Here is a 15224-nt window from a genome sequence, read left to right as displayed (position 1 = left end):
CATGGCGACAACCACAGAACACGAAAGCGAGCGCCAACCGCTACGCACCTTTGCCGAGAAGGCCTACCTCGATTATGCGATGTACGTCATTCTCGACCGTGCGTTGCCGCATGTCGGCGACGGCCTCAAACCGGTGCAACGCCGTATCGTCTATGCGATGTCCGAACTGGGGCTGTCCGCGGCGTCCAAGCCCAAGAAAGCCGCGCGTACGGTCGGCGACGTGATCGGCAAATTCCATCCGCATGGCGATTCCGCCTGCTACGAAGCCATGGTGATCATGGCGCAGCCGTTTTCCTATCGCTATCCGCTGATCGACGGGCATGGCAACTGGGGCACCGCAGACGATCCGAAATCGTTCGCGGCCATGCGCTATACCGAATCGCGCCTGACGGCGTACGCGGCCACGCTGCTCTCCGAGCTGGGCCAGGGCACGGTCGAGTGGCAGCCGAATTTCGATGGCACGCTCAACGAACCGGTGACCATGCCGGCGCGCTTGCCGAACGTGCTCTTGAACGGTGGGACGGGCATCGCCGTGGGCATGGCCACCGATATTCCGCCCCACAACCTGCGCGAAGTGGCCGATGCCACCGTGCATCTGCTCAACAACCCCGATGCCGATCTGGACACGCTCTGTGAATATCTGCCGGCGCCGGACTTTCCCACCGGCGCAGAAATCATCACGCCGGCCGAAGAGATTCGCGAGCTCTATGCCAAGGGCAACGGCATCGTGCGCCTGCGTGCGACCTACACCATTGAAAACGGCGAGATCGTGATCGATGCCTTGCCGTACCAGACCTCTGGCGCACGCGTGCTCGAGCAGATCGCCGGCCAGATGGCGGCCAAGAAGCTGCCGATGGTGTCGGATCTGCGCGACGAGTCCGATCACGAGAATCCGACGCGCCTGATCATCGTGCCGCGCAGCAACCGTGTCGATACCGACGCGCTCATGGCGCATCTGTTCGCCACCACCGGCCTGGAAAAGGGCATTCGCGTCAATCTGAACGTAATCGGGCTCGACGGAGCGCCTAGAGTGAAGAATCTGCGCGAGATTCTCACCGAGTGGTTGACCTATCGCCGCCAGACGGTCACGCGCCGGCTCGAACATCGTCTCGATGCCGTGCTCGACCGGTTGCATATCCTCGAAGGCCTGCTCACGGCCTACCTGAATATTGATGAAGTAATTCATATCATCCGTACCGAGGACGAACCCAAGCCGGTGATGATGGAACGCTTCGGGCTCACCGGCACGCAGACCGACGCGGTACTGGATCTGCGTCTGCGGCACCTGATGAAGCTCGAAGAGTTCAAGATTCGCGGCGAGCAGGAAGAGCTGGAAGCCGAGCGCAAGACGTTGGAAGCGATCCTCGGCTCGCGCAAGAAGCTCGACAAGCTGATCGGCGACGAGATCAAGGCCGACGCCGAGAAATACGGCGACGCGCGCCGTAGCCGCATGGTCGAACGCGATCAGGCCAAAGCACTCTCCGAGGCTGATCTGCTGCCCAGCGAGCCGATTACCGTGGTGCTGTCGCGCCAGGGCTGGATACGCGCAGCGAAAGGCCATGATGTCGATGCCGCGGGCCTGAGTTTTCGCAGCGGCGACGACTATCTCACCCACGCGGTGGGGCGGAGCAACCAGACGCTGGTGGTGCTCGATTCCACCGGGCGCAGCTACACACTCGCGGCCCACAAGCTGCCGTCGGCCCGCGGGCAGGGCGAACCACTCACCGGCAGTCTCAACCCGGCCGATGGCGCCCGCTTCGTAGGCGTCGCACTCGGCGACGAGAACACGCGCTGCGTGCTCGCCAGTACGGCGGGCAACGCGTTTGCGACAACGCTGGGCGACATCAGCAGTCGTAACAAGAGCGGTAAGGCGGCGCTGTCGGTCGGCAAGAACGCCGATGCGCTCGCGCCGGCGCCGATCGAGGGCGAGGATCCGGAAGTCTGTGTCATCACCAGCGCCGGGCAGTTGCTTTGCCTGCCGGTGGACGAGCTGCCGGCGCTTTCCAAGGGCAAGGGCAACAAGCTGATCTCGCTTAACAAGGACGAACAGGTCGTCGCGCTTGCAGCGCTGCCTGCAAGCGCGGTACTGACGATCTATAGCGGCAAGCGGCACATGACCCTCAAGGCCGGTGAGCGCGATGCGTATCGCGGCCCGCGCGCGTCACGCGGCAAACGGCTACCCCGCGGATTCACGCAAGTACAGTCGGTTTCTGTCGAACAGCGCTGAGTACGAGCGGGTAAGGGGCAGTGAACTGCAGGGTAGACACCGGGCCCTGCCTTCGCTTGTAAAAAAACGCGCCTTGGTATTGAAACCTATTCGCGGGTTCGCTATCTAAGCATTCGAATCTTGCACTCCAGGGTAGTCGATGAAACGTATCGGGCTGTTTCTGCTGACCAACATCGCCATCATGCTGGTGTTGTCGGTCATTCTTCAGCTGTTTGGCGTCACCAGTCTGCTCGCCGCCAACGGCGTGGATCTCGATATTCCGTCGCTGCTGATCTTTGCAGCGGTGTTTGGCATGGGCGGTTCGCTCATTTCGCTTGCCATGTCCAAATTCATGGCCAAGCGCATGACTGGCGCTCAGGTGATCCAGCAACCGTCGAACGCGATGGAAAGCTGGCTCGTATCGACAGTTACGAGGCAGGCGCGGCAGGCTGGTATCGGCATGCCGGAAGTTGCGATCTACGACTCGCCCGACATGAATGCGTTCGCCACCGGCATGAGTCGTAATAACGCATTGGTCGCCGTATCCACCGGTCTACTACGCCAGATGAGTCACGACGAGGCCGAGGCTGTGATCGGTCATGAAGTTACGCATGTCGCCAATGGCGATATGGTGACGCTGTCGCTCATTCAGGGCGTGGTCAACACGTTCGTCTTCTTCTTTGCCCATGTGATCGGGCATATCGTCGACCGTATGGTGCTGCGCAATGAGCGTGGCCATGGCATCGGTTACTTCATGACCGTGATCTTTGCCGAAATGGTGCTCGGTGTGCTGGCGAGTCTGATCGTGTTCTGGTTTTCGCGCCGGCGCGAGTTCGCCGCCGATGCGGGCGGCGCCCATTTGGCGGGGCGCGCCAAGATGATCGGCGCGCTGCGCCGTTTGCAGGCGGGCACGATCGCCACCGAACTGCCCGATCAGATGCAGGCGCTGGGTATTTCCGGCAAGAAAGCACTTGGCATCAAGCGCTACTTCATGACCCACCCGCCGCTTGAAGAACGCATTGCGGCTCTCGAAAGCGTTCACGCTCAGCGCGCTTGATGTACGCCGGTGCCGTCGCTAGTACGGCTCGGCGGCGGTATCGTCAGTCAATGCTTCGGTGTCGGGTTCCTGGATGAAATGGCCCTGCACGTAGTTGATACCCGCCTGCCATAGCCGGGCCATGCTGTTGGCGTCTTCGATCTGTTCGGCGATGAGCGGGATCTCGCGCTCGCGCGCGCTGGCGATGATATGGGCCAGGCGTTCGTCCTCTTCTCGGCCAAGCATCTGGCGCGCGAAATCGGGGGCGAGTTTGATGAAGTGGGCAGGCATGCGATCGAGAACCTGAACGGCCTTGGGCGTACTGCCGTAATGGGTTAGGGCCACGCGAAAGCCCGCATCCGCCAGCGACTGGGCGAGGTGGGTAGCCGGGCGGGCGTTGCTGCGGACATCGTCTTCGCGGAAGCTGAAGATGAGCGCGCTCGGCTCGACCGGACGCTGCTCGATCGCAGTCGCAAGCCAACTCGTGAAGGCCTCGCCGGCCTCGATCGTGGCCGGCGAAAGTTTTACGAACAGTATGATTTCAGTGTTCTTTGCCTTCTGCTGCCAGATCACGTCGATTGCGCGTTGTACGACCCAGCGATCGATATCGGGCATCATGTTCGCTTGCTCGGCAGCCGGCAGGAATTCGCCCGGGCGTACGAGTGCGCTGCGATCATCGACATAGCGCAGCAGCACATCGAAATACGGCTGGCTGTCGCCCGCGAGGCTGGTGACGCCCTGGTATGCGAGGCTGAATCGATCCTGGTCGAGCGCTTCGCGCAAGCGCTGGGCCCAAGCCTCGTGTGCGCCCGTGCTGGTATCGTTCGGACTATCGACGACGCATTTCTGGCAGGCATCGCCGCCTTCATCGCGCAGCTCGTATACGGTATCCATCAAGCGCTGCAAGCGCGCGTCGTTCTGGGACGAGCCGCCGGAAAGCACGCAATAGGACAGGCTCGATGACATTGTCGTGCTTTGACGATCGTCGCCGAAGACTTCGTCGGAAAGCGCGGTATGCAGGCTCTGTGCGAAATCTTCGATCTCGTTGGCCGAATGGCGTTCGATGATCATCACGTATTCGCCAGCGCCGAAACGAAATACACGGTCTTCACCGCGTATGGCTTGCAACAGATACAGCCCTACTTCCTGAAGCAATAAATCGCTTTCGGCGAGTCCGAACTGATCCTGCAGCCCCGAAATTTCATCGATAGCGATGAAGACCATGCCGAGCACATATTCCTTGGCCCGGCTTACGGTTTGGGACAACACCGAATGCAGCGCCATGCGGCCGTCGAGCGCGGGCCCGCGGGACGCGTCTCCGGCTCGGTGTTCGCTGTCCACCGATTGCAGTACGACGTTGGTGCGGCGCTCGTCGCTTTTCTCGGCAACGCCCGGGGTCAATAGTGCGCGCACGCTCTGACGATGGTTCAGATGCGTGGTTAGATCGAACACCAGCGACGCATCGGACTGCTCGGTGGTGACTTGGTCGAGCGCGCTGGAAAAACGGTCGCGGTCGTGCGGTGCGACGCGTTCGAGCAGGTCGATGCCGCGTGCGCTTTCGATATCGTTGACGCCGATCATACGGGCGAATGCCGGGCTCGGGTCAGCCACGCGCTGGCCGACGAGCGTCGCGCGCGCATCCTGTCCATGGCTGAGCAACACATCCAGGCGGCGCTGGGTCTGGTTGAGGCGCTGTGCGGCGTCCTGCAGTTCGACCCGCACGCGCCCGATATCGAGCGCCTGACGCAGGCGCAGTTCCAGCAGATCGGTTTCGGCGAGCGCCACCATGTCCCAGGCGCCGGCGGCGAACGCGTCCTCGCGTTCAAGCCCCGCGTCACCGTTGTCGAGCACGACGACGGGCGCGAGTCCGGCAAGCCCATGAACCAGCCCCAGCTCGCGGCGGGCGCGTGCGTTGTCGGTATGGCAATGCAGACCGATCACGGCAACGCCGGAGATGGCGTCCTCTTCGCCCAGTTGGCTCGGATCCTCGGAGCGAATCAGATCGACAGGATCGTCGCTGTCGTCAAGCACCTGACGAATCCGCTCGAAGACGGCCTCATCGGCCGTGATCGCCATGACCGCAAGCGTCTTGCCGACCCCGGTACCCGGCTGTGATGCCGTTGTGTGCTGGTTCAATGGTTACCCCTTCAACATCATCGCGTATCGGCCGCACTCGGCCCGGCGTCGTAGCCGAGAACCTGCTTGGCGGCATCGCCGGCGTTTTCGCGCGCCAGCCGTGGTACCAGATAGCCGGGCAGTCGCCCGGCCACGCGGCCGATGAGTATGCGTGCACGCGCCTCATCGACTTCGAAATGCGCGCTTCCGGCCACCCGGTCGAGCAGGTGCAGATAGTACGGCATCACACCCAGCGCAAAGAGCCGCTCGCTGAGTTGTATCAATGTATCGACATCATCGTTGACGTTCTTGAGCAAAACCGCTTGATTGAGCAGGGTCGCGCCAGCGGCACGCAGTTCAAGCAGCCGCTGGGCAACCGTGTCGTCGAGTTCCTGCGCGTGATTGGCATGGATGACGATCACGCATTGCTGGCGGCGTTCACGGACCCAGGCGATCAAATCCGCATCAATACGCTCGGGCAGCACCACGGCGGTACGGGTATGAATACGAATACGCGTGACGTGCTCGATTGCGTCGAGTGCGTGCCCGAGCGCATCGAGACGGTTATTACTCAGCGATAACGGGTCGCCGCCTGAGAGAATGACTTCGTTGATGCTCTTATCGGCGGCAATATGCGCGAGTGCGGCCTCGCCCTGACGGGCACCGGCATGCTGGTTTGCATAGTCGAAATGCCGCCGGAAGCAATAGCGGCAGTGCACGGCACAGGCGCCGGTGGTCACCAGCAGGGCGCGGCCATGGTATTTGTGCAGAACGCCGTCACCGAGCGCGCTCGCGTGATCGCCCACCGCGTCGATCGAAAACCCCGGCACAGGTTCGTTTTCTGCGGCTATGGGCAGAACCTGACGTAGCAGAGGGTCGTCGACATCGCCGCGGCGCATGCGTGCGATATAGCTACGCGGTACGCGCAACGGGAAACCGGTTCGTATGCCGATCAACGCATCACGCTGGGCGTCCGACAACTCGAGCAGGTCGCAAAGCGTGCCGATATCGGTCACCGCTTCACGCATGGCCTGCTGCCAGCCGTGACCGGTTTGCGATAGACTGGCGCGCTTTCGGGCAGGCGCGCGCAAGGTCTCGACTTGGGCGTGATGCATGGCGACCAGTGTAGAGCGCCACCCGCGCTGCGCCAACCGGCCGCGCCTATGAGGCGTGCGGTTTTCAACCAATCAGAAACAAGCTTTTATGGCGACCTTCAATACCAACCAGTTCAAGGGCGGGCTCAAGATCATTCTCGACGGCGACCCGTGCGCCATTGTCGAGAACGAGTTCGTGAAACCCGGCAAGGGTCAGGCGTTCAATCGCGTCAAGATTCGCAACCTGAAAACCAACCGCGTCATCGAACGGACCTTCAAGTCGGGCGATAGCGTGGAAGCCGCCGACGTCATGGACGTCGACCTGCAGTATCTCTATCACGACGGCGAGTTCTGGCACTTCATGGAGCCGAACACCTTCGAGCAGTATCAGGCCAGTGAAGCCGCGGTTGGCGATGCCACCAAGTGGCTCAAGGCCCAGGACACCTGCAGCGTGACGCTCTGGAACGGTACGCCGTTGCAGGTCGATCCGCCGAATTTCGTGACCCTGACCGTGACCGAAACCGATCCCGGCGTGCGCGGTGATACGTCGGGCGGCGGCGGCAAGCCGGCCACGCTGGAAACCGGCGCGGTGGTGCGTGTGCCCTTGTTCATCGAAGAGGGCGAAACGCTGAAGGTCGATACGCGCAAGGGCGAGTATGTCTCGCGCGCCAACGAAGGCTAAGCGTTTATCGCGCGTGGCCTAGCCTCGTAAGGTCGTGGAGATGACCGATTGGCGCCCGCGGGCCAAGCGGGCAACGCTCGAACGCCGTGCCCGGCTGCTTGGCGACATCCGCAGCTTCATGGCGCGCCGCGAAGTGCTGGAAGTGAGTACGCCGCTGATCGCCAGTGCCGCACCGGCCGAACGCGGGCTGGCCAGCATGGCGGTCGGGGTCGATGGCTATCTCGTGCCTTCGCCCGAACATGCGCTCAAACGGTTGCTCGCCGCCGACATGGGCGCGATCTATCAATTGGGGCCCGTGTTTCGCGCGGGCGAAGCCGGGCGCTGGCATAACCCCGAATTCTGGATGCTTGAGTGGTATCGGCCACAGGCGAGCATGATGGATATCGTGGCCGAGACTCGAGATCTGGTCGAAGCGGTTGCCGGCGTTGCCTGCGCACCGGTTTGCGAATACCGCGCGGTGTTTGAATCCGTGACCGGCATTGATCCGATCGAAAGCGAAGGCGCCGTCTTGGCCGACTGGGCGCGTCGACGGCAGCTCGCACCCGCGCAAGCTGCTGACGACGACGATCGCGCCTTCTGGCTCGATCTGATCATGAGTCTGGCGGTCCAACCCACGCTTGGCCGGCAAGGGCCCGTGTGCGTCGTCGATTTTCCGAATGACGATGCCGTACTCGTGGCGAGCGACTCCGAACGCGCGGGTATCGCCCGCCGCTTCGAATGGTTCTGGCAGGGCGTGGAATTGGCCAATGGCGCCGAGGAACTTACGGACGCGGCGATCGCACGCGATCGCATGCAGCGCGAGCAGCGCCTGCGCACCGAGGCCGGTGTAGCGCAAACCGGCCTGGATGAGCGCCTTTTGAATGCAATGCAGGCGGGCATGCCGGCAAGCGCCGGGGTGGCGCTCGGCGTGGACCGACTACTCGCGCTGATCTGCGGGTTCGACGGCATCGGCGACGCACTGGCTTTTGATTGGCCGCGTCGCTAGCCGCTATTTCAGGCGCCGTTGCCCAAACGTGCGATCGAATCGCCCAGCTTGACGGGCTGGCCGTTGAACAGCTCGTTTTCCCAACCCAACGCGCCTGGGCCGAATAGCAGGATTACACTGGAGCCGATCGAGAAGCGGCCCATTTCCTCGCCGCGTGCATAGTAGGCGTTCTCCAGGGTTGCATCGATGAAGCTCTCGTTGCGTGGCGTGCGTCGATGCGGCGGACAGATCTGGCCGGCCCACCGGGTATGGATGCCGCCCACGATGAAGGCGCCGACCAGGACCATGGCCATGGGCCCGACCGCGGTATCGAACATCGTGACCAGCCGCTCGTTGCGCGCGAACAGGCGCGGAATAGCGCGGACACAGCGCGGATTCACCCCGAACAGCCGGCCGGGCACATAGCGCATCTCGCGCACACAGCCGTCCAGCGGCATATGTACGCGATGATAGTTGGACGGGGCGAGATAGAAGGTCGCATAGCGTCCGCCCAGAAAAGCGGCGGACCAGGCTTCGCTGCCGCCCACGAGCGTACGCAGATCGTAGGCCATGCCCTTGGTCTGGCAGATCATGCCGCTACGGGCATCGCCAAAAGCGCCCAGCGTACCGTCGACCGGCGACACGATACGTTCGCGGTCGTCAGGCATGGGCCTCGCTTCAGGCGTCAGTGCGCGAGTGAAAAAAGCGTTGAAGCTCGAATAGGCGCTGGGGTCGGGCTGGGCCGCTTCGCTCATATCGATGCCAGGATAAAGCCGCATGAACGCGTTGATCAGACTTTGTTTCAGCCAGGGCATTCGTGCGCGCGCCAGCGCATGGGCTGCGCGCGAGATTGCGCGGGTGGGCAATAGCCACAGCATGGCGGCAAACAGGCGGTCACCCGCGCTTGCCGGGTTCGATGAAGCCATTCGGAATATCGTGAATCAGTGGATGCGCGCAGCGTAGCGTCGCTTTGCATCCGCGCAAAGTACAGATGTGGTTTATCCTTGCGCGACACGGCGCTTGGCGCCGCCACGATCGCGTATCGGTCGAATGCCCGGCAGGCCGGGTAACGGCTGTTTTCAGGCTATATACAGGCAGGTATGACCCACCACGACAACACCGACATCGCTGCCACGCTCACGCGCGTGCTGGACTATATCCGTTGGGGCGCATCGCGCTTCGCCGCGTCGGAGTTGGCGTTCGGCCACGGTAGCGACAACGCTGTGGACGAGGCCGCCCATCTGGTGCTCGACACACTGGGGCTGGATGCGACGCTGCCAGACGTCTATCTGGACAGCACGCTCACCTTTGCCGAGCGCGATGCGGTTATCGAAATTATTCATCGCCGCATCGAAACACGCCGGCCTGCGGCCTACATTACGCAGAAAGCCTGGTTCGCCGGTCTCGAATTCTTTGTCGACGAACGGGTGATCGTGCCGCGCTCGCCGATTGCGGAGCTCGTCGAAACCGAATTTCAGCCCTGGCTCGGGCATCGCGAGCCGCTTTCGATCCTCGATTTGTGTACGGGCAGCGGCGCGATCGCGATTGCCTGTGCACTGGCCTTCCCAGAAGCACGTGTTGTGGCTACTGATGCCAGTAGCGATGCGCTGGATGTCGCGCGGATCAATAGTGACAAGCACGATATCGGGCCCCAGGTGGAGTATGTGAAGGCCGATCTGTTCGATGGGCTTCCTGAACAGCGTTTCGACCTGATCGTGACCAATCCGCCGTATGTCACGCGGGATGAATGGTCGGGCCTGGCACCGGAATATCGGCACGAACCCGGTTTCGCCTTTCATGGTGACAGTGACGATCTCTCCCTGGTCGCACGGCTTTTGTTCGACGCCCGCAACTATCTCAGCGAAGATGGGCTGCTGGTGCTGGAAGTCGGTTACAGCGCCTTTGTCCTGGAGCAGACTTACCCGGACCTGCCGATAACGTGGGTGGAACTCGAGCGCGGCGGCTTGGGTGTCGGCGTTCTGGAGGCACAAGATCTCGACGCCTGGGTGGATGCACAGGCCGCGACCGCGCAGTAGTTTTTTCGACGAGCTAAGACTTATGGCAGGCAATACCTGGGGCGAACGATTCACGGTCACGACCTTTGGCGAAAGTCACGGGCCGGCGATCGGCTGCATCGTCGACGGCTGTCCACCCGGCATCGAAATCAGTGAAGACGATCTCCAGGTCGAACTGGACCGGCGCAAGCCCGGAACCTCCCGCTATGTGACGCAGCGCCGCGAAGACGATCGCGCGCGGATCGTATCCGGCGTCTTCGAAGGCAAGACCACGGGCACGCCGATCGGGCTGATCATCGAAAACACCGATCAGCGCTCGCGCGACTATTCCAAGATCAAGGACGTGTTCCGGCCCAATCACGCCGACTACGCCTATCTACAGAAATACGGCATCCGCGACTATCGCGGCGGTGGACGTTCCTCGGCACGCGAAACTGCCACGCGCGTCGCGGCCGGGGCGATAGCGCGCAAGGTGCTCGCCGAGCGTTTCGGGGTGCGTATCCAGGGGTATCTCGCGGCCATGGGGCCGCTCGAACTGGCCTGTACGGATCTCGATGCGGCCAACCACAACCCGTTCTTCTGTGCCGAGTCAGAACGTCTTGAAGAGCTGGAAAACTATATCAACGCGCTGCGAAAAGACGGCGACTCGATCGGCGCGCGGATCAACGTCATCGCCACCGGCGTGCCTCCGGGCTGGGGCGAGCCGGTATTCGACCGCCTCGACGCCGAGATCGCCAAGGCGTTGATGAGCATCAATGCCGTCAAGGGGGTGGAAATCGGCGACGGCTTTGCGGTGGTGAACCAGCGCGGCTCGCAGCATCGCGATGAAATGTCGCCGGACGGATTTGCCAGCAATCATTCCGGCGGTATTCAGGGCGGGATTTCCAGTGGCCAGACGATTCGCGCGAGCATGGCGCTCAAGCCGACGTCGAGCATCATCATTCCCGGTGACACGATCGATACCAGCGGCCAGGCCACACAGATGCGCACCACGGGCCGACACGATCCTTGTGTCGGCCTGCGGGCGACACCGATTGCCGAGGCCATGCTCGCGCTCGTGCTGCTCGATCACGCCCTGCGCCATCGCGCCCAGAATGCCGACGTGGCCAGTGGTCTGGCGCCGATCGCATCAGAACGCGCTTGAAAGGCTATGTTTGTCTGGCAACGCAATGACTAAACGGCATAATACGAACGCAACAGAACTCGCTCGGGGGATTTCGTTCCGATGACCATCAGAATCAAGACCACGGCCGCTACGGCCCTTATCGTTGCCGCACTGTCGGGCGGCGTGGCTCATGCGGATATGGATTCGGCACGCGATGCCTTGTCTCGCAACGATTATTCGAGCGCGGTACAACAACTTAACGCAGTGCTCGCCAAGACGCCGAACAACGCCGAGGCGCGTTTTCTGAAAGGGCTGGCCCTGGCGCGTAGCGGTGATACCGCTGCGGCGCTGGATGCGTTCAACGCCTTGGTTGCAGACAATCCCGAAATGGCCGAGGCCTGGAACAATCTCGGCGTGCTGCGTGCCCGCAACAACGATCTCGAAGGCGCCCAGGCGGCGCTGGAGAAAGCCGTCGAGATCAATCCGCAGCATGGTCCGGCCCAGGAGAATCTGGGCGATATCTACGTGGCGATGGCCCAGGGCGCCTATGCACGCGCGGGCGAACTGGAAAGCGACAACGCGATCGCCCGCGCGAAAAGCCAGCAGCTGGCCGAATTCATCGGCGGCGGCATGAGTGCAGGTTCGGCAAAATCCGGCAAGCCGACGCCGCCGGCCGTTCCCAACGTCACCGCACGCGCGAAGACACCGGTCGAAGTCGACACGAGCACGCCGCAATCCACGCTCCAGAGCTGGGCCAAAGTCTGGTCGGCACAAGACGTCGACGGCTATCTATCGATGTACAGCCCGGACTTCGTGCCGGACGACGGCATGAGCCGTTCGGCGTGGGCCGCGCAGCGGCGCGCTCGTGTGAGCGGTCCCGCACGTATCGACGTCACCTTGAGCGATACGCAGATCGATCGGCGCGGCGAACAGGCGCTGGTCAAGTTTACCCAGCGCTACAAGTCGAATACCTATCAGGATCGCGAGTCCAAGACATTGCTGATGCAGGAAACCGGCGACGGCTGGCAGATCCTGCGCGAGGGTGATGCAGACGCGGTGGACTTCACGGTTGCCGCCACGTCGCCGACCCAGACCGAAAGCGTGGACAGCCAGACGGTGAGCGAAGCGCCGCCGGCTGACGACGCGCCGGCGCCGAACCCGGCCGACACGGCATCCGAAGCACCGCCGGCGCAGACGGCCGGCACCGAGAATGCGAATGCGTCCGCCGGTTCCGCACCCGCGCAGATGCAGGCAGAAAGCCAGGCACAGGCGCGTCAGGCCGTCGAGCAGGCGCTTGAGGACTGGGCCGAGGCCTGGTCTTCACAGAATGTGCGTCGCTACCTGAATGCATACAGCGATAACTATCAGCCGAAGGGCGGTACCAGCCTGACCGCCTGGGCCAAGTCGCGTGATCAGGCCGTCAAGGGCCCGGCCTGGATCCGGGTCGAGATCAGCGATATCCAGGTGAGTCTGCTGGGCGACGATCGCGCACAGGCAAGCTTCAACCAGCACTACAAGTCCAGTACGTACGAAGATCGTGAACGCAAGCGCGTGACGCTGGTACGCGAGGACGGCGGCTGGCGTATCGTTCGCGAAAGCTAGGCGGGCGCTTTGGGCTCGCGAAGCGCGTCCAGCATGGTCAGCAGGGCGCGCGCCGCGTTTGACAGGCTGCGGCGCGGGTGACGTATCGCGCCCAGCCGGCGTTCGATCACAACGTCCGGTAACTCGACCCGCGTCAGTTCGGGATGTTGCATTGACGTGGGCAGCACGGTCCAGCCAATGCCCACGCCCGCGAGCATGCGCAGTGTCTCCAGATAGTGGCTGGTCATACGCGGCTCGATCTCCAGCCCGCTCTGGCCCAGCGCATCCGCAATGATGGCGTAGGTATAGCTTTCCACCGGCGGCAGAACCGCCGGGTAAGCCGCCAGATCGGCCACGTCGATCGTCCCGGCAGTGGCCAGTGCGTGATCGCGGCCCACGAAAATGCTCATGGGATCGGCCCAGATGCAGTCTTCGACGAGGCCTGGGGGCGCCGGGCTCGGCAGTGTGATCACGGCCAGTTCGCGCTCGCCGTTAAGTACACTGCGACAGGCCGCTTCCGAATCCACGAACACGATTTCCGGCGCGACTTTGGGGTAGCGCGCGATATAGGCGCGCAGTACCTCGGGCATGCGGTGGAGGCCGACGTGGTGCGATAACGCAAGGCGCAACGGTCCGCCGGTGTCGGCGTCCAGATTATCCAGCGCGCGTCGGCCGTCCTGCACCACCGCAAGCAGCTCGCGGGCATGGGGCAGGTAGGCATGCCCGGCCTCGGTGAGCGCCACGCCGCGTCCGACGCGGTCGAACAGATCGTGGCCGAGCCGTGTTTCCAGCGCGGCAAGGCGTTTGCTGATCGTCGGCTGACTCAGGTGCAGCGTTTCCGCTGCGGCTTGAAAAGAACCCCGGTCACAGACGGTAACGAAGGCCCGGATCGCTTCGGTTTGCATGCTGCATGACTATTGCCAAAAGGTAATCGATTATATCCAAAAGATTCATTTGAGTAATTCGCGCGGTGCGCTTAACCTCTGCGCCATTCCCAGATCCGGAGCGAGTCATGGCACAGACGCTTTACGAAAAACTCTACAACGAACACCTGGTTCGCGAAGAAGACGGCAACGGCCTGCTTTATATCGACCGCCACATGGTCCATGAAGTCACGTCGCCGCAGGCTTTCGAAGGTTTAGAGTTGGCCGGCCGGCCGGTCTGGCGTGTAAATGCCAATCTCGCCGTGCCCGATCACAACGTGCCCACCATCAATCGCGACGGCGGCATCGCCGACAGCATTTCACGCGCCCAGGTCGATGCTTTGCTTAAGAACTGCAACGAGCATGGCATTCGGCTGTTCGGCCTCGGCGATCCGCGTCAAGGCATCGTGCATATCATCGGACCGGAGCAGGGTGCGACCCAGCCGGGTATGACGATCGTGTGCGGTGATTCGCACACCGCGACCCACGGCGCGTTCGGTGCCTTGGCCTTTGGTATCGGCACCTCGGAAGTCGAACATGTACTGGCCACGCAGACGCTGCCGCAATCGCGCTCGAAGACCATGCTGGTGCGCGTCGATGGCCAGGTGGCGCCGGGCATTTCCGCCAAGGACATTATGCTGGCCATCATCGGCAAGATCGGCACCGCCGGTGGCACCGGCTACGTGATCGAATACGGCGGCGAAGCCGTGCGTGCCTTGTCGATGGAAGGGCGGATGACGATCTGCAATATGTCCATCGAAGCGGGCGCGCGCGCCGGCATGGTCGCCGTGGACGACACTACGATCGAATACATGCGCGGCCGGACCTATGCCCCGGAAGGCGAGCAATGGGACCGCGCCGAGAAGTACTGGCGCACGCTGGTTTCCGATGAGGGGGCCGAATACGACGAGGTCGTGGTCCTCGACGCCGCCGATATCGCACCCCAGGTCACCTGGGGCACGTCGCCGGAAATGGTGGGCCCGGTGACCGACCGTGTGCCGGCCCCGGAACATGCGGCCAACGAGAATCAGGCGGAGGGCTGGCGTGCCGCGCTCGAATACATGGATCTCACGCCGGGCGTACCGATGACCGAGATCATGCTCGACAAGATATTTCTCGGTTCCTGTACCAACGCGCGTATCGAAGACCTGCGCGTGGCGGCGGAATACCTCAAGGGCCGCAAGGTCGCCCCGAACATCGAACTGGCGATGGTGGTGCCGGGTTCCGGTTTGGTGAAGCAGCAGGCCGAAAAAGAGGGCTTGGATCAGATCTTCAAGGCCGCCGGCTTCGAGTGGCGGGATGCCGGCTGTTCCATGTGCCTGGGTATGAACGACGACAACCTGTTGCCGGGAGAGCGCTGCGCGTCGACCTCGAACCGTAACTTCGAAGGGCGCCAGGGCAAGGGTGGACGTACCCATCTGGTCAGCCCGGCGATGGCTGCTGCGGCGGCGGTCTATGGACACTTCGTTGATATCCGCGAGTTGGGCATCGCCCAGTGAGCGG

12 protein-coding genes are annotated in these 15224 nt (G+C 62.7%); 8 read left to right on the top strand and 4 right to left on the bottom strand.

Annotated elements, in window-relative coordinates; all coding sequences use genetic code 11:
* The first annotated feature begins 1 nt into the window (after position 1).
* Positions 2–2227, top strand: a complete 2226-nt coding sequence (gene parC / locus SSPSH_RS10225; RefSeq protein WP_006912529.1) for a DNA topoisomerase IV subunit A — start codon at positions 2–4, stop codon at positions 2225–2227.
* A 139-nt stretch (positions 2228–2366) separates the two neighbouring features.
* Positions 2367–3263 carry a protease HtpX gene (gene htpX, locus SSPSH_RS10220; RefSeq protein ID WP_006912528.1) on the top strand — a complete coding sequence of 299 codons (897 nt, stop codon included), beginning with the start codon at positions 2367–2369 and terminating at the stop codon, positions 3261–3263.
* 18 nt (positions 3264–3281) lie between these two features.
* Here htpX and SSPSH_RS10215 read toward each other — a convergent pair whose 3' ends face one another.
* Together SSPSH_RS10215 and epmB are read right to left on the bottom strand one after the other, a co-directional pair.
* Positions 3282–5378, bottom strand: coding sequence for an EAL domain-containing protein (locus SSPSH_RS10215; RefSeq protein WP_040607927.1), 2097 nt, complete (start codon positions 5376–5378; stop codon positions 3282–3284).
* 17 nt (positions 5379–5395) lie between these two features.
* Positions 5396–6472 carry an EF-P beta-lysylation protein EpmB gene (gene epmB / locus SSPSH_RS10210; protein WP_006912526.1) on the bottom strand — a complete coding sequence of 359 codons (1077 nt, stop codon included), beginning with the start codon at positions 6470–6472 and terminating at the stop codon, positions 5396–5398.
* An 88-nt stretch (positions 6473–6560) separates the two neighbouring features.
* Between epmB and efp the strand changes: the two genes are divergently transcribed.
* Positions 6561–7133, top strand: a complete 573-nt coding sequence (gene efp / locus SSPSH_RS10205) for an elongation factor P (protein WP_006912525.1) — start codon at positions 6561–6563, stop codon at positions 7131–7133.
* Between the two features lie 40 nt (positions 7134–7173).
* Positions 7174–8118 carry an EF-P lysine aminoacylase EpmA gene (epmA, locus tag SSPSH_RS10200; protein WP_006912524.1) on the top strand — a complete coding sequence of 315 codons (945 nt, stop codon included), beginning with the start codon at positions 7174–7176 and terminating at the stop codon, positions 8116–8118.
* A gap of 8 nt (positions 8119–8126) precedes the next feature.
* Here epmA and asd read toward each other — a convergent pair whose 3' ends face one another.
* Positions 8127–9023 carry an archaetidylserine decarboxylase gene (gene asd, locus SSPSH_RS10195; RefSeq protein ID WP_006912523.1) on the bottom strand — a complete coding sequence of 299 codons (897 nt, stop codon included), beginning with the start codon at positions 9021–9023 and terminating at the stop codon, positions 8127–8129.
* Between the two features lie 174 nt (positions 9024–9197).
* Between asd and prmB the strand changes: the two genes are divergently transcribed.
* The 3 genes from prmB (at position 9198) to SSPSH_RS10180 (ending at position 12819) form a co-directional block, all read left to right on the top strand.
* Entirely contained in the window at positions 9198–10133 is a 936-nt protein-coding gene (prmB, locus tag SSPSH_RS10190; protein ID WP_006912522.1) for a 50S ribosomal protein L3 N(5)-glutamine methyltransferase, read from the top strand.
* Between the two features lie 22 nt (positions 10134–10155).
* The gene (aroC, locus tag SSPSH_RS10185; RefSeq protein WP_006912521.1) at positions 10156–11256 is read left to right on the top strand and encodes a chorismate synthase; all 1101 of its coding nucleotides are present in this window, start codon (positions 10156–10158) and stop codon (positions 11254–11256) included.
* Between the two features lie 81 nt (positions 11257–11337).
* Positions 11338–12819 (top strand): nuclear transport factor 2 family protein, encoded by a 1482-nt coding sequence (locus SSPSH_RS10180; protein ID WP_006912520.1) that lies wholly within the window; start codon positions 11338–11340, stop codon positions 12817–12819.
* Here the strand turns inward: SSPSH_RS10180 and SSPSH_RS10175 are convergent.
* Complete coding sequence (locus tag SSPSH_RS10175; RefSeq protein ID WP_006912519.1) at positions 12816–13703, bottom strand: LysR family transcriptional regulator; 888 nt, start codon at positions 13701–13703, stop codon at positions 12816–12818. The two genes, SSPSH_RS10180 and SSPSH_RS10175, sit on opposite strands and share 4 nt — an antisense overlap.
* A 107-nt stretch (positions 13704–13810) precedes the next feature.
* Here SSPSH_RS10175 and leuC point away from each other — a divergent pair, with 107 nt between their 5' ends.
* A complete protein-coding gene (leuC, locus tag SSPSH_RS10170) occupies positions 13811–15220 on the top strand; it encodes a 3-isopropylmalate dehydratase large subunit (RefSeq protein WP_021031673.1) in 1410 nt (469 codons plus the stop codon).
* The last annotated feature ends 4 nt before the right edge of the window (positions 15221–15224 follow it).

The sequence above is a fragment of the Salinisphaera shabanensis E1L3A genome (assembly GCF_000215955.2).
Classification (GTDB): Bacteria; Pseudomonadota; Gammaproteobacteria; order Nevskiales; family Salinisphaeraceae; genus Salinisphaera; species Salinisphaera shabanensis.
This window is presented reverse-complemented; position numbering and strand designations above follow the sequence as displayed.